At 61.0% G+C, this 20239-nt stretch carries 17 protein-coding genes; 11 read left to right on the top strand and 6 right to left on the bottom strand.

The features are described from left to right. Positions 1-8: 8 nt before the first annotated feature. Together KHO30_RS00370 and mug are read right to left on the bottom strand one after the other, a co-directional pair. Positions 9-1262, bottom strand: coding sequence for an efflux RND transporter periplasmic adaptor subunit (locus KHO30_RS00370; RefSeq protein WP_200652486.1), 1254 nt, complete (start codon positions 1260-1262; stop codon positions 9-11). A gap of 557 nt (positions 1263-1819) precedes the next feature. Further along, positions 1820-2401: a G/U mismatch-specific DNA glycosylase gene (gene mug, locus KHO30_RS00365; protein ID WP_211699717.1), complete on the bottom strand. Its 582-nt coding sequence runs from the start codon at positions 2399-2401 to the stop codon at positions 1820-1822. A 188-nt stretch (positions 2402-2589) separates the two neighbouring features. On the opposite strand from mug, the gene KHO30_RS00360 reads away from it, so the two are divergent. The 9 genes from KHO30_RS00360 (at position 2590) to KHO30_RS00320 (ending at position 14139) form a co-directional block, all read left to right on the top strand. Next, positions 2590-3555 (top strand): ornithine cyclodeaminase family protein, encoded by a 966-nt coding sequence (locus tag KHO30_RS00360; RefSeq protein ID WP_211699716.1) that lies wholly within the window; start codon positions 2590-2592, stop codon positions 3553-3555. Positions 3556-3778: 223 nt separating this feature from the next. Further along, positions 3779-4711, top strand: a complete 933-nt coding sequence (locus KHO30_RS00355) for a LysR substrate-binding domain-containing protein (RefSeq protein WP_093635072.1) — start codon at positions 3779-3781, stop codon at positions 4709-4711. Positions 4712-4928: 217 nt separating this feature from the next. After that, the gene (locus KHO30_RS00350; protein WP_200619523.1) at positions 4929-6473 is read left to right on the top strand and encodes an APC family permease; all 1545 of its coding nucleotides are present in this window, start codon (positions 4929-4931) and stop codon (positions 6471-6473) included. A 57-nt stretch (positions 6474-6530) separates the two neighbouring features. Further along, the gene (locus tag KHO30_RS00345) at positions 6531-7295 is read left to right on the top strand and encodes an SDR family NAD(P)-dependent oxidoreductase (protein WP_211699715.1); all 765 of its coding nucleotides are present in this window, start codon (positions 6531-6533) and stop codon (positions 7293-7295) included. 72 nt (positions 7296-7367) lie between these two features. After that, positions 7368-8798 carry an aldehyde dehydrogenase family protein gene (locus tag KHO30_RS00340; RefSeq protein WP_200619521.1) on the top strand — a complete coding sequence of 477 codons (1431 nt, stop codon included), beginning with the start codon at positions 7368-7370 and terminating at the stop codon, positions 8796-8798. 162 nt (positions 8799-8960) lie between these two features. Beyond that, positions 8961-10046 (top strand): DSD1 family PLP-dependent enzyme, encoded by a 1086-nt coding sequence (locus KHO30_RS00335; protein ID WP_200652506.1) that lies wholly within the window; start codon positions 8961-8963, stop codon positions 10044-10046. Positions 10047-10099: 53 nt separating this feature from the next. Continuing rightward, positions 10100-11278 (top strand): porin, encoded by a 1179-nt coding sequence (locus tag KHO30_RS00330; RefSeq protein ID WP_200619520.1) that lies wholly within the window; start codon positions 10100-10102, stop codon positions 11276-11278. Between the two features lie 691 nt (positions 11279-11969). Further along, positions 11970-13457 (top strand): catalase, encoded by a 1488-nt coding sequence (locus tag KHO30_RS00325; protein WP_211700924.1) that lies wholly within the window; start codon positions 11970-11972, stop codon positions 13455-13457. A 67-nt stretch (positions 13458-13524) separates the two neighbouring features. Next, positions 13525-14139 (top strand): ankyrin repeat domain-containing protein, encoded by a 615-nt coding sequence (locus tag KHO30_RS00320; RefSeq protein WP_211699714.1) that lies wholly within the window; start codon positions 13525-13527, stop codon positions 14137-14139. Between the two features lie 22 nt (positions 14140-14161). Here KHO30_RS00320 and KHO30_RS00315 read toward each other — a convergent pair whose 3' ends face one another. The 4 genes from KHO30_RS00315 to KHO30_RS00300 form a co-directional block, all read right to left on the bottom strand. Next, positions 14162-16426 carry a xanthine dehydrogenase family protein molybdopterin-binding subunit gene (locus tag KHO30_RS00315; protein ID WP_211699713.1) on the bottom strand — a complete coding sequence of 755 codons (2265 nt, stop codon included), beginning with the start codon at positions 16424-16426 and terminating at the stop codon, positions 14162-14164. Beyond that, entirely contained in the window at positions 16426-16875 is a 450-nt protein-coding gene (locus tag KHO30_RS00310) for a (2Fe-2S)-binding protein (protein WP_093635079.1), read from the bottom strand. The genes KHO30_RS00315 and KHO30_RS00310 overlap by 1 nt, the downstream gene beginning before the upstream one ends. Positions 16876-16948: 73 nt before the next feature. Next, positions 16949-17260, bottom strand: a complete 312-nt coding sequence (locus KHO30_RS00305; protein ID WP_200619516.1) for a high-potential iron-sulfur protein — start codon at positions 17258-17260, stop codon at positions 16949-16951. A gap of 16 nt (positions 17261-17276) precedes the next feature. Then, positions 17277-18275: an aldo/keto reductase gene (locus KHO30_RS00300; RefSeq protein WP_211699712.1), complete on the bottom strand. Its 999-nt coding sequence runs from the start codon at positions 18273-18275 to the stop codon at positions 17277-17279. Positions 18276-18432: 157 nt separating this feature from the next. Between KHO30_RS00300 and KHO30_RS00295 the strand changes: the two genes are divergently transcribed. Further along, the gene (locus KHO30_RS00295; RefSeq protein WP_093635082.1) at positions 18433-18867 is read left to right on the top strand and encodes a winged helix-turn-helix transcriptional regulator; all 435 of its coding nucleotides are present in this window, start codon (positions 18433-18435) and stop codon (positions 18865-18867) included. A gap of 113 nt (positions 18868-18980) precedes the next feature. Continuing rightward, the gene (locus KHO30_RS00290) at positions 18981-20198 is read left to right on the top strand and encodes an MFS transporter (protein ID WP_200652495.1); all 1218 of its coding nucleotides are present in this window, start codon (positions 18981-18983) and stop codon (positions 20196-20198) included. Positions 20199-20239: the final 41 nt, after the last annotated feature.

Here is a 20239-nt window from a genome sequence, read left to right as displayed (position 1 = left end):
TGAGCTTGCTACGACGAAGCAGCATTAGCCGACGCCGCTGCTGGCGCGGACCCGGCAGCGGGTTCGGAGGCGGCAGGCTCCGCGGCGGCGCCGCTGGCCGACGCACCAGCCGCCGCGGGCTTCGGCTTGGCCGGCTGGATTTTGGCGCCGTCGTTCAGGCGGTCTGTACCGTCCGTGACCACCTGGTTGCCTTGGGAGAGGCCGGACAGGATGACCGTGTTCTTGCCGTCGCTCGGGCCGAGCTTGACCTTATGTACTGAGACGGTGCTGTTCGCGTTGACCAGATAGACGAAGTCGCCCGGCGCGCCGGTTTGCACGGCGGGGGTCGGCACCAGCACGGCATTCTGCATCGTATCGACCAGCAGCTTGACGTTGACGAACTCGTTGGGGAACAGCGCTTCGTCGTCGTTGGGAAAAGTGGCGCGTAAGGTGACGGTGCCGGTCGATGTGGCCATCTGGTTGCTGACGGCGTAAAGCGTGCCTGTGGCAACCTCGCGCGCGTTGTCGCTGGAATACGCGGTGACCGGCAAGGTGGCGCCGCCGTTCAGGCGCTGCACGATGGAGGCCAGCGCGTCTTGCGGCACCGTGAACTGCACGGTAGTCGGCTTGATGGTGGTGATGACGACAATCCCCGTCGACGATGACGCCGTCACGTAGTTGCCCGGGTCCACGAGGCGCAGGCCGACCTTGCCGGCGACCGGCGCGGTGATGTAGCAATAGGCCAGGTCGAGGTCGAACTGGGCGATGTTGGCGAGATCGGCCTGGACTGCAGCCTCGTCCTGCTGCACGAGGAATTGCTGATCCGCAAAGGTCTGCTGGGCGATCGACTTGCGCTCGTTCAATTGCGTGAAGCGGACCAGATCGGCACGCGCCTGGGCCAGCGTCGCGCGGTCTTTGGCGAGTGTCGCCTGAGCCTGCTGCTTGCTGATCTGATACTGGCGCGGATCGATCTGGGCGAGGAACTGGCCTTTCTGTACTTCCTGGCCTTCGTGATAACCGACGGCCGTGAGGTAGCCGCTTAGCTGCGGCAGCACGGTCACGGTGGCGGTCGGCGTGACCGTGCCGAGTTCGCTCAACGTGACAGGCATCGAACCGAGTGTGGCGCTCGCGACAGTGACGACGATCGGTGCGACGTCGCGCGTGGGTTTCTTCTGGGTCAACAGGTGGACAACGACAAGCGCGACTAGCGCCAGCACGACAACCGCAAACAGAATGAGCCCGCGTCGGGAGCGCTTGGGTTGCTTGGACACGGCTTCGCTCATAGGTATCTCCGAAAACAGATGCTGCCGTTGATAGTTGGACGGGGAGTCATTCTCTGCCGGGATGTTGGGAACATGCCATGGTTCTCGTGCGTTGTCACAACCCAACGACTGTTTGGACTGCTGTTATCTAATTGCAAGCAAAGCGGACTGGGCAAAATGCTTAAGGCCGTGACCGGCACAGGGCGACGTTATGGTCTGGTGACTGGATCCGTAGCGATGAATGCGCTTCGTAATTGGCGGTAACGTTTTATCAAGGTGGCCGCGCGAAATAGCGCGTGCGGCGAATCGCCGACGGCCGCGAGGGCCTTGCTGACAGACTGTGTGTTGCTCATGTTCGCCTTGGTGGAAGCCGGTGGACGACGATTGAGACGAGGCATGGCGTCAATGTACCAGGGGCGCGCAAGGCTTGAGTTACCGGAGTGATACATGTTGAGGTTTGAAAGACTCCGTCGGATGTCTTTCGGCTTGCAGCTCGCGCTAACGAACGGTTGATCGTTGAGGTTTTCTTTGGGCGGTGGTCGTCGCGAGCGGGAGTGCGCGATGAAAGCTTGTTGAAATTATTCGAGTCGCGATGAGGGAACAGGTCTGCGCGTTGAAGGAGAAAGCGCGCCCCCGGCCGGCGCAACGGCAAGACGAAGTTCCCGGTAGGCGATCACTAGCGCGTCGAGGCTGAATGTCCGGTTCAGTCCGCTGGGATTGGGCAACACCCATACGCGGGCGCCGCCGAACGTTGTCGGTTGCGGGCCCCAGTCGATGTCGCGTGTGCCCGACATCGCGGAGAGCGCCATCTTCCCGAGGAAGGCAACACATTGCGGCGCATAGCGTTCAATCTTCTGTTCGAATTCCGTCGCCGCCGCTTTGAACTCGCGGGGCGATAGTTCGTCGGCTCGTGCGGTTGGATGCGAGACCACGGTCGTCAGGCCACAACCGTACTGCAGGAGCGTGTGATCGTCGTCAGGAGAAATCTGTTCAGGGGTGAAGCCCGCCAGATGAACGACCCGCCAGAACCGATTGCCTCTGCCGGCAAAGTGGCGGCCGGTCGATGCCGCAAGAACGCCCGGATTGATTCCGCAAAACACCACCGACAAACCTGGTTCAAGAATGTCAGGAAGACTTTGCAGAGGATCGGAGTGAGTCACGGACGGTGTAATCCTTTATTGGGGAGAGGCTCCCAGGAGAGCAGCAGTTTGGGCTACACCGTCACGGCGGACAAGCTACAGCCTTGAGTTCCTCCGCAACCGTCTTTGCATGAGTCCAGACCGTATCGGCATTGGCCAGCCGGATTCCGCCCCGCTATGTTAGGGAGTTTCAATGCTGCGAGGCTTTCATGTTGATCATTCCGGAGCAACAGGCGTCCCAACTCGTGTCCGTCGAGGACGCGATCGACGCCGTCGGCGGTGCCTTTGCCGCGAGCTACGCGGGCAATGCCCGATCGTATCCCGTCGTGCGGGAACAAACTGGCCATGCCGACGCCGTATTCGGCGTGAAAGCCGGCTTTGATGCGTCGCTGCCGGTGCTCGGTCTCAAGGCCGGCGGTTACTGGCCGGGCAATGTAAAAAGGGGGCTGGGCAATCACCAGTCTTCAGTACTTCTGTTTGATGCAGACACCGGTCGCGCAGTCGCCCTTGTAGGAGCGAACTATCTCACCGGCATTCGCACTGGAGCGGCCAGCGCACTTGCGACGCGTGGTCTCGCGTCCCCGGACGCGTCGATTCTCGGTATCGTCGGCACCGGCGCACAGTCGATCCATCAATATCGCGCGACGTGCGCTGTACGTCCGATCACGCATGTGCTGGCGTGGGACCCGAATCCGGACAACCTGCGCACGTTGCGCGACCTGGTCGAGGCGGACGGTCTGCGATTCGATGCGTTGTCCCTCGAGGCGGTCGCGCGTCACGCCGATGTGCTGATTACGGTAACGCCGTCACATATGCCGCTGATCCGCCGCGAGTGGATTCGCCCAGGCGTCCACATCAACGCAATGGGAGCCGACACAATCGGCAAGCAGGAACTCGAGGTGGAACTGGTGGCGGCAGCCAGCATCGTCGTTGACGAGATCCAGCAGGCGATCTCGATTGGCGAATGCCAACATGCGTACGCCCGCGGATTGCTCACGGCGGAAAAACTGAGCCTCACGCTCGGCGGGCTGGTGAGTGGCGCCCAGCAGCGCGGCGCAGCCGACGACATCACGATCTTCGACGGGACCGGCACTGCGCTGCAGGATCTGGCTGTCGCAGCGCTCGCCTATCGACGCGCGCAAAAAGAAGGGCTGGGGTTTCCATGCGATTTTTGATCGACAGGCGGCCACGTTGATCCGCGTGTTTATGCTCATTTATGGTGCATCAAGTTCCTTTGACGCCGGCAGCGTTGCGCGTGCGCACCACAATGGATCGTCGGCATTCCCTATGTGACATGTTTCGCCCGGCACAGCAGTTGCTTCGTTTTGTATCTGCCTTCGCCGGGCACGACTTCATCGGCGTGGGTGTTTTTTCGACTGGAGCGGCTGATTTCTGTCCATGGAACTGAAGTGGCTTGAAGATCTTTTGACGCTGGCGGCCACGCGCAATTTCTCGCGCACCGCCGAGTTGCGTTTCATGACACAGCCGGCGTTCAGCAGGCGCGTCAAGATGCTGGAAGAGTGGGTCGGCGTCAGGTTGCTCGATCGCAACGCGCAGCCGATTGCGCTGACCGAAGCGGGTGAACGGTTCCGCGACATTGCCGAGGAGGTGGCCCGGCAACTCTATCAGGGGCGCGACGAATTGCGTGCGGCAGCGGAGGGACTCGCGAGTACGGTCAAGTTTGTCGCGACACACAGCCTTTCGCTGACGTTTTTCCCCCAGTGGATCAGCGCTTCTGAAAAAGCGGGGGAAGTGCTGAAGTTCCGGCTCGATACCGGGCACGCGAATGCGTGTGTGCAGATGATGCTCCAGGGCACGAGCCACTTCATGCTGTGCCACACACATCCTTCTGTCGATATTGGCCTCGACCCCAAGCAGTTTCTTGTCTATCGCGTTGGCTTCGACCGCTTGTTGCCGTTGTCGCGGCCCGGCGCCGACAATGAGCCGCTCGACTCTCTGGACGGTGCGCCTGCGCATCACTGCCGGTACCTTGCGTACGCCGAAACGTCTGCCATCGGTCGCGCGGTGGAGAACCTGTTGCGTACCTCGCCCGCAGCCAATCGGCTCGACCGCGTCTTCGTCTCGCCGCTCGCCGGCGTGCTGAACTCGATGGTGCGCGATGGGCGCGGACTTGCGTGGCTGCCGCAGAGCCAGGTTGGTCGCGAGCTCGAATCGGGGGAACTGGTCCGCGCGGGCTCTTCCGAATGGGATCTCGACGTCGACATCACGCTGTTCCGTCCACGTGCTCGCTTGCCCAGCAGCGCCGAAGCATTCTGGGAAACGCTAACAGCCACTTCCGCAACCAATACGGTTCAGCCGGCTGCTGCCTGAGTCGCTGAAAGCGCAAGCTGCCGTTCAAGTCGCCGCAATACGTCATCGCAATCGGCAGGTCCGGTCGCGAAGTCTCTGTTCATCCCCATCCGAATAAGTCATACGTATACGCCATAGCGCCATGCTCGCTCAGCATCGCGTGATCGAATTTCGGCATTGGATTGCAATTTTGTGGCCACCTACGATGCGCTCAAGTTGACCTGACTGGAGCAATTCGATGACTACGAAAGAGGTGAGCGCGAGTGCAGAGGCCGATGGCCTCAAGCGCAACGCGTTGGGATTGATCAGTGCGATGGGCATGTCCCTCGCGTTCATCTCGCCGACCATCGGCGTGATGTTTATATCGGCGTTGATCGGCGGCAAGGCCGGCGTGTCTTCGCCATTTGTGTTCGTGCTAGGGACCGCTGGCATTGCGCTCATGGCATTGACGATCGCGGAATTCGCCAAGCGCGTCACGTCAGCGGGCGGCTTCTACAAGTTCATTACGCTGGGTCTTGGACCCGAAGCCGGTTTTGCAGCCGGGATGCTGATGCTGTTCGCGTACGCGCTGCAAAGCCCGATCAATACCAACCTGTTCGGCGGTTTTCTCAGCAACGCACTTCGGAATGACTTCGGCATCACGGTGCCGTGGTGGGCGTTGATGATCGGCGTCGTGGTCCTGGTCGGTATTCTCGCGTGGTATTCGGTCCATGCGTCGATGCAATTCGACGTCGCGCTGCTGATTGCCGAAGTCGTGGTGGTGGGTGGCTTGTTGATCGTCATCGTGTTCAAGGGCGGCGATGCGGGCCAGGTGCCGGAAAGTTTTTCGCCGATGCATGCGGATCAGGGATTCGGCGGTATCGGGCAGGCATTCGTCTTTATCGTCATGGCGTTTTTCGGCTTCGAATCGTGCCTGACCGTGGCGGAGGAATGCCGTAATCCACGTCGCAATCTGCCAATCGCGCTGATTGGGTCGGTGGTGCTCGCTGGCTTGTGGTTCACATTCGCGATGTATTCGATCGTGGTGGGCTACGGCTCGGCGCACATGGACAAGCTGGCCAATTCTCAGGAGCCGATTCACGACCTCGCCGTGCGCTACCTTGGGCACATGTACGGCAATCTCGTCGATCTCGCGGCCGTCTCTGCCATCGTCGCCGTCGTGCTTGCCATCCATACCGCCAATTTCCGCGTGTTGTATTCGCTGGGCCGCGATGGACTGCTTCACAAGGCGCTCGGCCGTACTCATCCGAAGCACAAGACGCCTCACGTCGCGATTATCGTGTACTCGATCCTGACCCTCGTGGTGGGTATTGGTGCGGGGTTCTGGTGGGACCCGATGTCCGCGTTCGGCAATCTCGGCTATCTGTCGTCACTCGGCATGCTGCCCATCCTGATTCTCACCAACGTCGCATTGCCTGTATTCATGTGGAAACGCTATCGCGCAGAGTTTTCGCTGGTGCTGCATGTCGCGTTCCCCGTTATCTCCAACGTCATTTTCCTGGCAGCGATCTGGCTGAATGTTCATCCGTGGCCTGCCGCGCCGTTGACCGCGTTCCCGTGGATTGTCGTGGCCGTGATCGTGCTCGCCGCGTTGTGGGGCCGGCGACTGAAGCGTCGCGGCTCGCCGGCGTTCTATCGCCTGGGCGCAGTGCTCTTCATTGAGGGCGATGCGATTCCGGAAATGGTGGACGTCGAAATCGAATCGCTCGATCAATTGCCGCCCGGCTCGGCAACCATGCGTGGCGCTGATAAGGCACTTGGCTACGGCAACGAAGCGGCCTGAAATTTTCTTCGCCACGTAGAGGTGTGTGCGTGGCGTGTAGCAACCAACCAGAGAACTATGATGGGCAGACTGAATGGTAAGAGCGCGCTGATTACCGGCGGCGCGTCAGGCATAGGTAGGGCGATTGCGCAATTGTTCGCCGAGGAGGGCGCCCGCGTCGTGATTACCGACATCAACACGGCGGCGCTTGCTGCGGCGGTCGACGAGTTGGCGCAATACGGCACAGTGTCCGGTTGCACAGGCGACGTGCGTTCGATGGCGGATGCCGGCTACATGGTAGGGCACGCTGTCGATGAGCATGGCGGCCTCGACATCCTCGTATGCAATGCGGGCATTACCAGCGTGATGCCGATCGAGCAACTATCCGAGGACGAGTGGGACGCGGTTCTGACCACCAACGTCAAAGGCATGTTCACGATGGTCAAGCACGCCGTACCCAAGATGATCGAGCGCGGCGGCGGCAAGATCATTACGCTCGGCTCGGAGATGGGCATCGTCGCGGTCCCTGAGTCACCGGCATATAACGCCAGCAAGGGCGCGGTAATGATGTTCACAAAATCGATCGCGCTCGACCTGATCCGCCACAACATTCGCGTCAACGCGTTGTGTCCCGGCATTACGCGTACGCCGCTGCTGCAGGCGGAAGTCGACAACAGCCTCGACCCGGCGAAGACCGCCGCGGCTCAGGCATCGTGGGCGCCGATCATGCGTGTCGCCGACGCGCGCGAAATCGCCTATGGCGCACTTTTTCTGGCCAGCGACGAAAGCTCGTTCGCGGTCGGCACCAATCTCGTGCTCGACGGCGGCTTTACCGCGCGTTAGGCATCCCAGGCATTCCCGCAATGTTCGGCCGCTCATGCGGCGGCCGGATTACGCCCCTACAGGAGTCACACAATGAAACAGACGGCAGCCTTTATCGACGCGGAGTCGGTCGAAACACTCAACACGGCTGCGGTGCTGGACCCGTCCAGCGGCAAGGCGATCGCCCAAACAGCGGATTGTGGTCCCGACGAAATCGATCGCGCCGTGCGCGCGGCCCGGCGCGCGTCGCGGCAATGGCGCAGAGTCGCGGTTGCCGAGCGTGCGCGCATTCTGCGGCGCATCGCCGAACTGATCAAGCGCGACGAGGCGGATCTCGCGCGTCTCGAAGCGTTGCAAACCGGCAAGCCGTTGAAGCAGGCGCGACGCGACGCGGAACTCACCGCCCGGTATTTCGACTTCTACGCCAGTGCGGTGGAAACACACTACGGTTCATCGATTCCGCTGAATGCGGACACGATGATCTTCACGGAGTGGGAGCCGCATGGCGTGACGGCGCACGTGATCCCGTGGAATTACCCGATGCAGATTTTCGCGCGCACGATTGCGCCGGCGCTCGCGATGGGCAACTGCTGCGTATTGAAGCCCGCGGAAGAGGCGCCGTTGACCGCTGTGCGGCTCGCGTCGCTCGCATTCGAAGCAGGCCTGCCCGCCGGCGCTCTCAATGTCGTAACCGGGTACGGTGAGACCGCGGGTGCGGCATTGACGGGTCACGACGATATCGACCACATCTCATTCACCGGCTCGGTCGAAGTGGGGCGCATCATCGCCCACGCAGCGGCGAACCGCGTGATTCCCGCGACGATGGAACTGGGCGGCAAGTCGCCTAATATCGTGTTCGCCGATGCGGATCTCGAACGCACGGTGCCGGGTGTGATCAATGCGATCCTGCAAAACGCAGGTCAGACATGCTCAGCCGGCTCACGGCTGCTGGTCCACGAAAGCGTGCACGACGTGATGGTGGCGCGCATTGCGCAGGCCTTCGCCAACGTCGAGATCGGTCCCGCGTTGAACGACCCTGCGCTGGGTCCGCTGATTTCGAAGACTCAGCGTGGCCGCGTCATGTCGTTCGTCGAACGGGCTCGCAGTCACGGCGCAAAAATCGTTGTCGGCGGCGATGCACTCAACGGTGGTGTGCTGGGCGACGGCTTTTTCTTCCAACCGACGCTGATCGACAACGTCGATCCGTACAGCGCGATCGGTCAGGAAGAAGTATTCGGTCCTGTGCTGGCCGTCACGCCGTTCCGCGATATTGATGAAGCCGTGCGTCTCGCGAATGGTACCGACTACGGTCTTGTCGCCGGTGTATGGACGCGCGACATCGGCACCGCGCACCGGATGATCCGGGAAGTGCTGGCCGGACAGGTCTTCGTCAATACGTATGGCGCATCCGGTGGCGTCGAGCTGCCGTTCGGCGGCTTCAAACGCTCGGGCTACGGCCGCGAAAAAGGCGCGGAGGGGCTGCGTAGCTTTGCGCAGATCAAGACCGGTGTCGTCGCGCTGTAAGTGCGTTCACTTCTTTCTACATTCCGACTCATGACCAGCATCATGCCCGCACCGCGCTTGCGCGGTGAGCCGACTACTGTCGGCGATTCGCAATACGTTCCTGCTGCTAGCCGATCAATCGAACATCTGGCTACGCCGGCGCTACTGCTCGACGAAAGCCGGATGGCACGCAACATCGCCCGTCTGCGAGGGCGGCTCGCGGGGCTCGGTGTCAACCTGCGTCCGCACCTGAAAACGGGGAAGTCGCTCGACGTTGCTCGCCGTGTCATGGATGGCCCAGCCGGCCCCGCAACGGTGTCGACGTTGCGCGAGGCCGAGCAATTCGCGGAGGGCGGCGTTCGCGACATCCTCTATGCCGTCGGTATCGCGCCGGGCAAGCTCGAGCGCGTGACAGCATTGCGCCGGCGCGGGGTCGATCTGTCGGTGGTGGTCGACAGCCTGGATGCCGCCCACGCGGTCGCGAAGCAGTCACGCATCAGTCGCGATCCTATTCCCACGTTGATCGAGATCGACTCCGACGGTCATCGTGCTGGCGTAAGCCGCAAAGCGTCTGAGCAACTGGTGGCTATCGGTCGCGTGCTGCATGAGGGTGGCGCGCTATTGCGCGGCGTCATGACCCATGCGGGGGAATCGTACGCGTGCGACACCGTCGAAGCGATCAGCGAGATGGCCGAGCGCGAACGTGCGGAAGCGGTTGCGTGTGCAACCGTGTTGCGCGACGCGGGTCTCCCCGCGCCGGTAGTGAGCGTGGGGTCGACGCCGACGGCCCACTTCGCGCGTGATCTGAGCGGTGTTACGGAAGTGCGCGCCGGGGTGTTCGTCTTCTTCGATCTCGTGATGGCGGGCCTCAACGTGTGCACCGTCGATGACATCGCGCTCAGCGTGCTCGCGACCGTGATCGGCCATCAACCCGACAAGGGCTGGATTCTGGTCGATGCGGGCTGGATGGCGATGTCGCGCGATCGCGGCACAGCATCGCAGAAGCTCGATCAGGGCTACGGCGTGGTCTGCGATGTGAATGGTGTGCCGTACCCCGGCCTGATCATGGCCCAGGCGAATCAGGAGCAGGGCATTCTCGCGCTGCGCAGCGGGGCGGACGCGCAGTTACCGCAACTGCCCATCGGCTCGCTGGTGCGCATTCTTCCCAATCACGCGTGCCCGACCGCCGCCCAGCACGATCACTACAAGGTCATACAGACTGGATCGCGCGAGATTGTCGACCAATGGTCGAGATTCAGGGGATGGTGAAGATGCAGCCACATTGGACAGACGCAGTTTAAATTCAACGAAGAAGAGATCAGATGAAGATAAAACTTCTGGCGGCGCTTGCCTGTAGCGCGTTGGCCAGCGCCGCACAGGCGCAGAGCAGCGTGACGCTGTACGGCACGCTCGATACCGCCATCGGCTACGTGAGCAATCTGCCGAAAGCGAATGGCGGGACGGGCAGCGCGTTCCAGATGATAAACGGGACGCTGAGCGCCAACTCCTGGGGCTTGAAGGGCACGGAAGACCTGGGCGGCGGACTCTCCGCAGTCTTCAGGCTCGAAAACGGCTTTGTTCTTAGCAACGGTGCCCTGAACAACAACGGGCGGGAGTTCGGTCGCGTGGCGACTGTCGGCCTGGCGAGCGTTCCGCTTGGCACTGTCACGCTTGGCCGGCAATTCGATCCGCTGGTCGACCTCATCGAGCCGCTGACGGAAGACGCGATATTCGGGTCGGCGTTTGCGACTCCGGGCGATCTCGACAACTACGACGAAAGCCTTGGCGTCAACAATGCCGTGAAGTATGTGAGCCCGAGTTACGCGGGTTTTCAGTGGGAAGGAATGTATGCGCTCGGCGGAGTTGCGGGCAGCGCGTCGAGTGGTCAGACCTATGCGCTTGCAGCGGCATATGCGAACGGTCCGCTGAATCTTGCCGCCGGGTACCTTCACGCGAACTTCGCGAACGATTTCGTGTTGACCAGCAGCGGTGTGTCGCTCGCACCGGGCGCCAGCGCGCCGACAACCGACAACCCCTATTTTTCGAGTATCAATCGCGGACTGTTCTCGGCGAAGTCGGTGAGCATGATTCGCGCGGCCGCGAGTTATCAACTCGGCTTGTTCCAGTTCGGCGCGGCATACAGCAATGTCGCATACGGAGAAGGATCGCTGTCGGCCGATACCCACTTTAACAACGCTACGGTCTATGTGAACTACAAACCGGTTCCCACGACGACACTGGGCGTCGGCTACAACTTCACCAAGGGCGACGGCGGTGCGCAAACCGACGCGACCTACAATCAGGTTAGCCTGGGCGCCGACTACACTTTCTCGAAGCGTACGGACGTCTACGCACTCGCTGCATATCAGAAGGCATCTGGTCGAACGGCTGACGGCACGGGCGGCAGTATGGCAGCTACCGCATCGATCGGCTCCTATGGCCTCGATTCGGGTAAGAACTCGGAGACGATGGTACTGCTCGGCGTGCGGCATCAGTTCTAAAGCGCAGCGCTCTCGCTTGTGTGGCTTTCGCGATCGTGAACCCACGCAAGCGCTTTGTCGCGTGAATGATTATTGATAACGCTTCAATTCACATTCGAGACGAGTGATGAAATCAGGAAAGACATCGCCAATTATTGGCACGCATGCCCACGCTCCTGATTTAATTAACGCTATTCCACACAAAGATAAGGTTAAGTTAAGGTTGTTTATAAAATAAAAAAACGTTTTTTGGATATGCTGGATAAAAACATATCATTCATAAGGGTATGCGAAAAAATAATAAATTCAGTTGAAATTATTTGAACTGGATAAAGCGTACACGGCGCCACCACGCACGGGGCGTACGCAAGGCGCTGCAAGCGTGGCACGGCGTCATTGTTGAGAAAAGCGCAATGCCGCAAGACCCACGGCAGATTTTCCCCACGAAATTCAGAACGATCTTTCAATTCACATTTCCGTCATTGAATCTGCGATTTCCTGTCGAATAAATTCGCGTCAATTGTCAACTTTATTTTTGTAATTTTTGTTGTCTAACTGAATTCAGTGACTATTGAAATGATAGAAAAAAGAGATTGGATAATCGAATGTCTGAGTAATAGGATTCCTCCGGTTTCCCCCCATGAACCAGGAATACAACGTGAAAATACTGAAGACACAGATTGCAGCAAGCATTTTCTCGATCGTCTCCGCCATGGCGATCGCTCAACCGGCGTTTGCCGTGGATATGACCCAGGATAGCGGGTCCCCTGTCGGCGACAACCAGAACTCCCAGACGGCGGGCCCCGAAGGTCCGGTGCTTTTGCAGGACTCTCATCTCATCGAGAAGCTGCAGCGCTTCGACCGCGAGCGCATACCCGAGCGCGTCGTGCATGCGCGTGGCACAGGTATCTATGGCGAGTTCGTGCCGACTACAGACATCAGTTCCCTCACCTCTGCCCAGGTGTTCACGCCTGGATCGAAGACGCCGGTCTTCGTCCGATTCTCGACGGTGATGGGCTATCGCGGCTCGCCCGAGCAGGCACGAGACCCGCGCGGTTTCGCTATCAAGTTCTATACGCAGCAAGGCAACTGGGACATGGTCGGCATCAACTGGCCGATCTTCTTCATTCGGGACGCGATCAAGTTTCCTGACTTCGTGCATGCGAACAAGCTATCGGCGGTGACTGGCGTGCAGGATCCGAATCTGGCGTTTGACTTTTTTGCTCATTCGCCCGAAGCGACGAACATGCTGACGCACCTCTACACGGACGAGGGCATGCCGGATTCGTATCGCCACATGGACGGCTACGGCGTGCACGCTTTCAAGTTCGTCAATGCGAAAGGGGAAGTTCACTACGTGAAGTTTCACTGGAAGAGCCGGCAGGGTGTCGAAGGCATTCGTCCCCAGGATATCCCGCATTCGATCGGCGCGGACTGGAATCTGATGACCAATGACCTGTACAACTCGGTCAAGGCGCATTCGTATCCACAGTGGGACCTTTACATCCAGGTGCTCTCGCCGAAGGATCTGGACAAATTCGATTTCGATGCGCTGGACGACACGAAGGTGTGGCCGTCTTCCATCCCGGAGCAGAAGGTGGGCACGATGACGCTCAACCGCATTCCGGACAACTATTTTGAGTCCACGGAAGAATCGGCATTCGCGCCGTCGCGGCTCGTGCCGGGGATCGAGCCTTCCGAGGACCGGATGTTGCAGGGTCGTCTGTTCTCCTACGCCGATACGCAGATGTATCGCCTGGGCCCGAACTACAACCAGTTGCCGATCAATCGCCCCGTCGTCCCGGTCTATAACAACAACCAGGACGGTTTCATGAACGAGGGCGATCGAAAGGGCGAAGTGAACTACGAGCCATCCGGAGTCGCCGAAATCTCGCAGCAGGACAAGTACAAGTCCGTGCAGACGCCGCTGAAGGGGACAACCCAGCAAAGAGCGATCCACAAGACGCTCGACTTCCGTCAGGCCGGCGAGTATTACCGGACGCTGTCCGAGACCGGCAAGACCGATCTGATCACGGCGCTGTCGGGCGACCTTGGCCGCGTGACCAACGACGCGAACAAGTACGCAATGCTCTCGTACTTCTATAAGGCTGATGCCGACTACGGTACCCGTCTCGCGCGTGCGACCAACGCGGATGTCACCCGTGTGAAGGATGCGGCCGCACACCTGAGCGATAACTGAAGCATGCACGGAAGCCTGCGTAAGCAGGCTTCCCGACTGATCAGACAGGCTTTTTACGGAGAACGTAATGCGATGCTTTTTCACTGCCCGGCGCCTTGTTCGGACCGCGGCGGTCGCCGCCCTGGCCGCACTGTTGACGGCGAGTTGCGCACAGCATGTGTATCAACCGGGAACGTATTCGGCCGCGACGGACACCCCGCGTTTCACAGAAGACTGGTTTGTCGCGGCGCGTGCGGGACGCACGGATATCGTTCAGGCATTGATCGACGCGCATTTCCCGCTTGAGACAACGACGCCCGAAGGCTATACCGCGCTGATCCTTAGCGCGTATGACAACCACCCGGAGACATTGAAGGCCCTTCTTTCTGCAGGCGCCAACGCTTGCGCCGCCGATCGGCATGGCAACACGGCACTGATGGGGGCGCTCTTCAAAGGCGAGACGAATATTGCAACGATGTTGCTCAACACGCATTGCGACATCGATCAAACCAACAACGCAGGGGAAACGGCATTGTCGTTTGCCGCGCTATTCGGCCGGCTCGATATGATTCCGGTGCTTGTCGCGCACGGCGCCAACGCGAATCATGTCGATGCGCGTGGCGGGACCGCGTTGCAAATGGCGATCGCACAACACAACCCGGCTGCGGAGGATGCATTGCGACACGCCGGCGCGACACAATGAGACGTGGTCGATAAACCGCCGTTCACGCCCGCTTCAACAACGCGCTATCCACCGGCAACGCCCGAACCCGCGTGCCTGTCGCATGGAAGATTGCGTTGCTGATCGCAGCCATTGTCGGCGGCACGCCCGGTTCGCCAACACCACCGGGCGGTGCAGCGCTCGGCACGATATATACGTGCGTTTCCGGCACGGAGTCGATACGGGCGACACGGTAGTCGGTGAAGTTCGACTGGTCGGCTGCACCCTGACTGAACGTCAGTTCGCTGTATAGCGTGTTGCCGAGCGCCATCACGACAGCGCCTTCGAACTGCGCGATCACGCGATCGGGATTGACGATACGTCCGCAGTCGACCGCCAGATCGATACGTGTCACGCGCACCGAGCCATCGTCGGCAACTTGCACCTGCGCGACCGCGGCGACGTACGACAGAAAGCTGCGATGAACAGCGATGCCGCGTCCATGGCGAGCGGGCAACGCGGCGGACCAGTTCGACCGCACCGCCGCCGCGCGGACCACCGCGGCATAGCGCGCGGTATCGATCGGATACTCGTCGATCGACGCGCCGTAGTTCGGATAGTCGACCCCCAGCGCATGCAGATCGACATGGCGCGGACTGCCCAACAGCGCGAGCAGATGCTGCACCGGATCCTGTCGCGCAGCAGCGGCGAGCTCGTCGGCGAACGAGCCCAGCGCGAAGCCGTGCGGAATGTTGTACACCGAGCGATACCAGCCGATACGTGTATGCGCGGGCGTGGCTCCGTTTTCGCACTGCACGTTGGCGACTTCATAAGGCATGTCGGTCACACCCTGACCGAGCTCGCCCGCCGAACCATAAACCACGTTCGGCGTGAACGTCGAACCGATCGACGGAAACACGCTCCGGTGCAACCACGCTATCGTCCTGCCCTGCGCATCGAGTCCGCCCTCCATGTGCTGCGCACACACGGCATGGAAGTAGTCGTTTCGTATGTCGTCTTCGCGTGTCCACGTCAGCTTGACGGGTGCTCCGACTTCGCGCGCCAGGAACGCGGCCTCGGCCACATAGTCTGGTTTCGACTTGCGGCCGAAGCCGCCGCCGAGCAACGTGACATTGATTGTTATAGCCTGCTCCTGCAGGCCGAGCACCTGTGCGACGGTTGTCCGCGCCTGCTGCGGGTTTTGCGTCGCGGTCCAGACCTCGACCGCGCCGTTCGCAAACGATGCAGTCGCAGCCAGCGGCTCCATCGCCGCGTGCGCCAGATGCGGCACGTAATAGTCCGCCGACACGTGTCGTGCAGCGTTTTTCAGCGCGCCCGCGGTATCGCCGTTGTTACGCACAACCTTCCCAGGCTGCCGCGCGGTGTCCTCAAGCGCCTTGCGATACGCGTGGCTATCGTAAGTGCCGTTCGGCCCGAGGTCCCATTCGACCTTCAGTTTCTGTCGCCCTTGCTGCGCAGCCCACGTGTTGGTCGCTATCACCGCGACGCCGCCCAACGGCCGGAACCCGGCGGGCAGCGGCGTGGAAGAAATGCGCACCACGTGCAACACGCCGGGCACCTTTATCGTTTCGGTCGAGTCGACGCTTTTGAGTGTTGCACCGTACACGGGCGAACGTTCGACCGACGCATACGTCATACCGGGTAACACGACATCGATGCCGTACGTCGCACGGCCGTGAACAATGTCGTCGAGATCGACGATGGGCATCGACTTGCCGATATAGCGCCACGTGTCCTCGTTTTTCAGGTGCAGCGTGTCGCGGCCGGGTACTGGCTGACGCGCCGCGGCCGCCGCCACCGCGCCGTATGAAAGGCGCCGCCCACTCGCCGCATGCACCACATGACCCAGTTCGGTCCGGCAACTCGCCGTGCTTACGCGCCACTGCGCAGCGGCGGCCGCCATCAACATCTGCCGCGCGGAGCCGCCTGCCTCGCGCAGTGGCTGGAAGAACTGGCGGATGCTGCGCGAGCCGTCGGTATTCTGGTCGCCGTACTTCGCATCGCCTTGTGCCTGCACAACCTTGACGGTGTTCCAGTCGGCATCGAGTTCGTCGGCGAGGATCATTGCGAGGCTGGTGCGGATGCCGGTGCCCATTTCGGAGCGATGCACGACCAGCACGATCTCGCCCGACGGCGCGACCGATACATAGACGTTCGGTGCAAATACCGTTTTGGCGCCGCTTGCCGAAGCGAGCGGGCTCGCTGCAAACGCCATGCGTGCGCCGCCGACTTGCAGGCCCAATACCACCCCGCCCGCCAAAGTGCCCTTCAGCACCCGGCGCCGGCTCAGATTGACAATCTCGCTCATTACGCCTGCTCCGCCGCTGCCTTGATGGCAACCTTGATGCGTTGATAGGTGCCGCAGCGGCAGACATTGCCGGACATCGCTTCGACGATCTGCTCGTCGCTCGGCTTCGGCGTCTGTTTTAGCAGCGACGCAGCCTGCATCATCTGGCCAGGCTGACAGTAGCCGCACTGCGGCACATTCGCGGCTTTCCACGCTCGCTGCACGGGATGCTCGCCGCCTTTGCCCAGGCCTTCGATCGTCGTCACGGGCTTGCCCTGCACATCGCTCAGTGAGGTGACGCACGAACGCACGGCCACGCCATCCAGATGTACGGTGCAGGCGCCGCATGCGCCCACGCCGCAGCCGAACTTGGTGCCATGCAGCCCTAACAGGTCCCGCACCGCCCACAGCAGCGGCATGTTCGCGTCGGCGTCGACGTTGTGATGCACGCCATTCACAATCAGTTCCATCGGTTCACTCCTTGTTGTCGACGCACGCCACACCCGTCGGCGCTGCCTGGCATCGCCTACCTGCGCACGCCGTTCATGCCCTTGCCTGATAAGCGTTGCACCATCCGGTACCGCTCACTTGCTTCGCGCCGAACAGCGCACAAAGCGCGCTGGCGTCGGTCGGCTTGCCCTGGAAGAACTGGCAGTTCGTGCAGCGCTGGTTGTCGCTGAAATGGGGATATTTCGCGCGGTCGACATGGGCCGCATCGGTCTTGTACCCGAGTGCCTGCGCAGCGGGATCGCTCTCCTGAAGCTGCGGGGGCGCCGCCCAGACGTTGCGTCCGCTGATCGCGAGCGCTGCCGCGCCGATTGAATGGAGCATGAAGGTGCGTCGATGGGTTCGCATGGTCGATGGCTCCCTGTCATGCTACGAGCACGCGTTCCGGGGGCGCCATGAATTCCGGCCCAACCGGATCCTTGACGAACTGCGCAACAATCGCGTCAATCTGCTCGAACGCCTTCTCGTCGAGGCGCCAGCCGAACACATCTTCGATCCCGTCGAGCTGCGCCGGACGACGTGCGCCCCACAGCGCGATCGTCGGGCCGCGGTCGAGCACCCAGCGCACCGCCAGCGCGAGCACCGATTTATCGAAGTTATCGCGCGCGAACACGTTGAGTGCTTTCACGGCCGCGACATACTGCTCGCGACGCGGCTCGCGAAACTTCGGGTCGCGCTGGCGCAGATCGTCGCCCTCGAAACGCGTTTCGACACCGATGCGCCCCGCCAGCAGCCCGCGGCATAGTGCCCCATAGGCAAGCGCGACGAGCCCATGCTGTTTTGCATACGGCAGCACGTCATGATCGATATCGCGCTCGAACAGGTTGTACGGCGGTTGCGTGGTTGACAGCGGCGCCACGCGCCGGAATGCATCCATTTGCGCAGGCGAGAAGTTGCTGACGCCCAGCGCCCGCACCTTGCCTTCCTTGCGCAGATCGTCGAGTACCGCGGCGGTCTCTTCGATCGGCACCAGCGGATCGGGCCAATGGACCTGATACAGATCGATGTAATCTGTCCGCAAGCGCCGAAGCGTATCCTCTACTTCTTGACGAATGCGCGCTGACGACGAATTGCGGAACACTGCACCGTCGTGCCATTCCAATGCGACCTTGGTCGCGATGACCGCCTTGTGCCGATACCCATCGGCCAGCGCCTTGCCGACAATCTCCTCCGAAGCGCCGAAGCCGTACACCGGCGCTGTGTCGATCAGATTGACCCCGCTGTCGAGCGCCCGGCGGATCACCGCGATCGAGTCTTTCTCATCGGTGCCGCCCCACATCCATCCGCCGATCGCCCAGGTGCCAAGGCCGATGCGTGAGACGGGAGTCGTTAAACCTTCAATTGCGATTGTTTCAATAGTCATGTGAAGCTCTCTAATCAAAGCACTACGTAAAGCACCGCATACGGGTCGAATGCGATCTGACTAACGGCGACGTGCCCATCGGACGGGCAGGCGAGCCGATTATTTCAGCGGCATCCGGCGATCACAAGAAGGCACCTGACGGTTTCATACTTTCCCCATGGAAACTAATTGCTACGACGGCGCTTACGCGCACGACAATCCGCAAAAAAAAACCGATGACCTGGCGCGGAACATCATCGAGCAGATCGCGGACAAGTGGACGATCCTCGTCATTGACGCGCTCGGTACGCACGGCGAGATGCGTTTTTCGCGGCTGCGCGAGGTGGTGGAGGGCGTGAGCCAGAAAATGCTCACCAAGACATTGCGACAGCTCGAGCGTGACGGCCTCGTTACGCGCTACGTACATCCGGTGATCCCGCCACGGGTCGACTATCAGCTGACGCCACTGGGGCGGAGCCTGCTCGACAAGATCTGCGGGATATGGGATTGGGTCGAAGTCCACATGAGCGAAATGGAATTGGCGCGGCGCGAATTCGACCACGGCGAAAAGCGGGTCGATCACCTGCGTCCGCGTGATGTGCCGATCGCTTAGCGCCGCCGTCGTAATGCGAGGTCGAAGCTGACCGCCACTGTCGAGCCGCCAGCAAGGCCGTGAGAAATTGCCCATAATTGCGCGCAGTCTTCGAGCAACCGTTGGGACGTTTCATGAAAGCAGCTTCTGTCACACCGCAATCCCCGATCGCATTTCTGGCTGTCGCGTTGGCGTTCGCGATCAACATGATGGGTACAACGCTACCGACGGCAATTTATCGGTACTACCAACTGCAGTATGGTTTTACACCGACGATCATCACGGTGATCTATGCCTCGTATGCAATCGGGGTACTGGGTGCACTGCTACTGGTCGGCAACTGGTCCGATCAGCTCGGCCGTCGTCGCATGCTACTGGCCGGACTGTTTGCATCGGCTGCGTCAGCGCTGATGTTCCTGCTCAGCGACGGGCTGGCGCTTCTGATGCTCGGCCGCCTGCTGTCGGGAATCTCCGCCGGCATCTTCACAGGAACCGCCACCGTAGCTGTGATCGAACTCGCGCCGCCTGCGTGGCGCGGCAAAGCCATGCTCGCGGCTACGGCGTCCAATATGCTCGGGCTGGGTTGTGGTCCGTTGCTAAGCGGCATCCTCGTCGAACTATTCCCCTGGCCAACGCGCTTGCCCTATGCGGCGCATCTCGCGTTGGTGGGCGTCGCCGCGCTAGTCGTTCTTGGCGTGCCGGAGACCGCTACGATTCCTGCGCGCGTGAAGCTCGGCATCCAGAAAATTTCGCTTCCTGCCGAAGTACGCCGTGCGTTTATTCCTGCCGCGCTTGCGGGCTTTGCAGGTTTCGTCGTGGTGGGCTTCTTTGCGGCTGTCGCCCCGCAACTGATTCGGGTCGTACTCGGCTTTCACAGCGGCATCGTGACCGGCGCGATCGTGTTCCTGCTGTTCGCGTGCTCCGCACTCGGGCAAATCGTGCAGACGGTCATTGCTGCCCGATGGAGGCAAGCGGCTGGCTGCGTTGGACTCGTCGTGGGACTGATATGTGTTGGTTTGTGCGTGCCGGAGCGCTCGCTCGGCGCGCTTTTGCTCGGCACCGCCCTGGCAGGAATCGGGCAGGGCATCAGCTTCCGCGCCGGGTTGGGCGAGATCGCGTCCGCCGCGCCGGCGCACAGACGAGCGGAAGTCACGTCCAGTTTTTTCGTCGTGCTTTATGTGGCGATCTCACTACCTGTGATCGGCCTTGGCATCGCCGTGCAACTCGCCGACATTCAACGCGCGACGTTGCTCTTCGTTGGCTTGACGATAGTGCTTGTGCTTATCGCGCTGCTCCTGCTGATGCGTGAGCAGGCGGACACGGGGCAAGATGCGCAAGCGATCGGTGACTGAACGCGAAGCCGCTGGGAACAAAACGTCGTTCGGTTCGTGAC

It is taken from the genome of Paraburkholderia aspalathi, assembly GCF_905220735.1.
GTDB classification, from domain to species: Bacteria; Pseudomonadota; Gammaproteobacteria; order Burkholderiales; family Burkholderiaceae; genus Paraburkholderia; species Paraburkholderia aspalathi.
This window is presented reverse-complemented; position numbering and strand designations above follow the sequence as displayed.

Bases quoted from the DNA above. Each gene is read 5' to 3' on its own strand.
- KHO30_RS00370 (WP_200652486.1), bottom strand. From the start codon at position 1,262: ATGAGCGAAGCCGTGTCCAAGCAACCCAAGCGCTCCCGACGCGGGCTC.
- KHO30_RS00360 (WP_211699716.1), top strand. From the start codon at position 2,590: ATGTTGATCATTCCGGAGCAACAGGCGTCCCAACTCGTGTCCGTCGAG.
- KHO30_RS00355 (WP_093635072.1), top strand. From the start codon at position 3,779: ATGGAACTGAAGTGGCTTGAAGATCTTTTGACGCTGGCGGCCACGCGC.
- KHO30_RS00350 (WP_200619523.1), top strand. From the start codon at position 4,929: ATGACTACGAAAGAGGTGAGCGCGAGTGCAGAGGCCGATGGCCTCAAG.
- KHO30_RS00345 (WP_211699715.1), top strand. From the start codon at position 6,531: ATGATGGGCAGACTGAATGGTAAGAGCGCGCTGATTACCGGCGGCGCG.
- KHO30_RS00340 (WP_200619521.1), top strand. From the start codon at position 7,368: ATGAAACAGACGGCAGCCTTTATCGACGCGGAGTCGGTCGAAACACTC.
- KHO30_RS00335 (WP_200652506.1), top strand. From the start codon at position 8,961: ATGGCACGCAACATCGCCCGTCTGCGAGGGCGGCTCGCGGGGCTCGGT.
- KHO30_RS00330 (WP_200619520.1), top strand. From the start codon at position 10,100: ATGAAGATAAAACTTCTGGCGGCGCTTGCCTGTAGCGCGTTGGCCAGC.
- KHO30_RS00325 (WP_211700924.1), top strand. From the start codon at position 11,970: ATGGCGATCGCTCAACCGGCGTTTGCCGTGGATATGACCCAGGATAGC.
- KHO30_RS00320 (WP_211699714.1), top strand. From the start codon at position 13,525: ATGCGATGCTTTTTCACTGCCCGGCGCCTTGTTCGGACCGCGGCGGTC.
- KHO30_RS00315 (WP_211699713.1), bottom strand. From the start codon at position 16,426: ATGAGCGAGATTGTCAATCTGAGCCGGCGCCGGGTGCTGAAGGGCACT.
- KHO30_RS00310 (WP_093635079.1), bottom strand. From the start codon at position 16,875: ATGGAACTGATTGTGAATGGCGTGCATCACAACGTCGACGCCGACGCG.
- KHO30_RS00305 (WP_200619516.1), bottom strand. From the start codon at position 17,260: ATGCGAACCCATCGACGCACCTTCATGCTCCATTCAATCGGCGCGGCA.
- KHO30_RS00300 (WP_211699712.1), bottom strand. From the start codon at position 18,275: ATGACTATTGAAACAATCGCAATTGAAGGTTTAACGACTCCCGTCTCA.
- KHO30_RS00295 (WP_093635082.1), top strand. From the start codon at position 18,433: ATGGAAACTAATTGCTACGACGGCGCTTACGCGCACGACAATCCGCAA.
- KHO30_RS00290 (WP_200652495.1), top strand. From the start codon at position 18,981: ATGAAAGCAGCTTCTGTCACACCGCAATCCCCGATCGCATTTCTGGCT.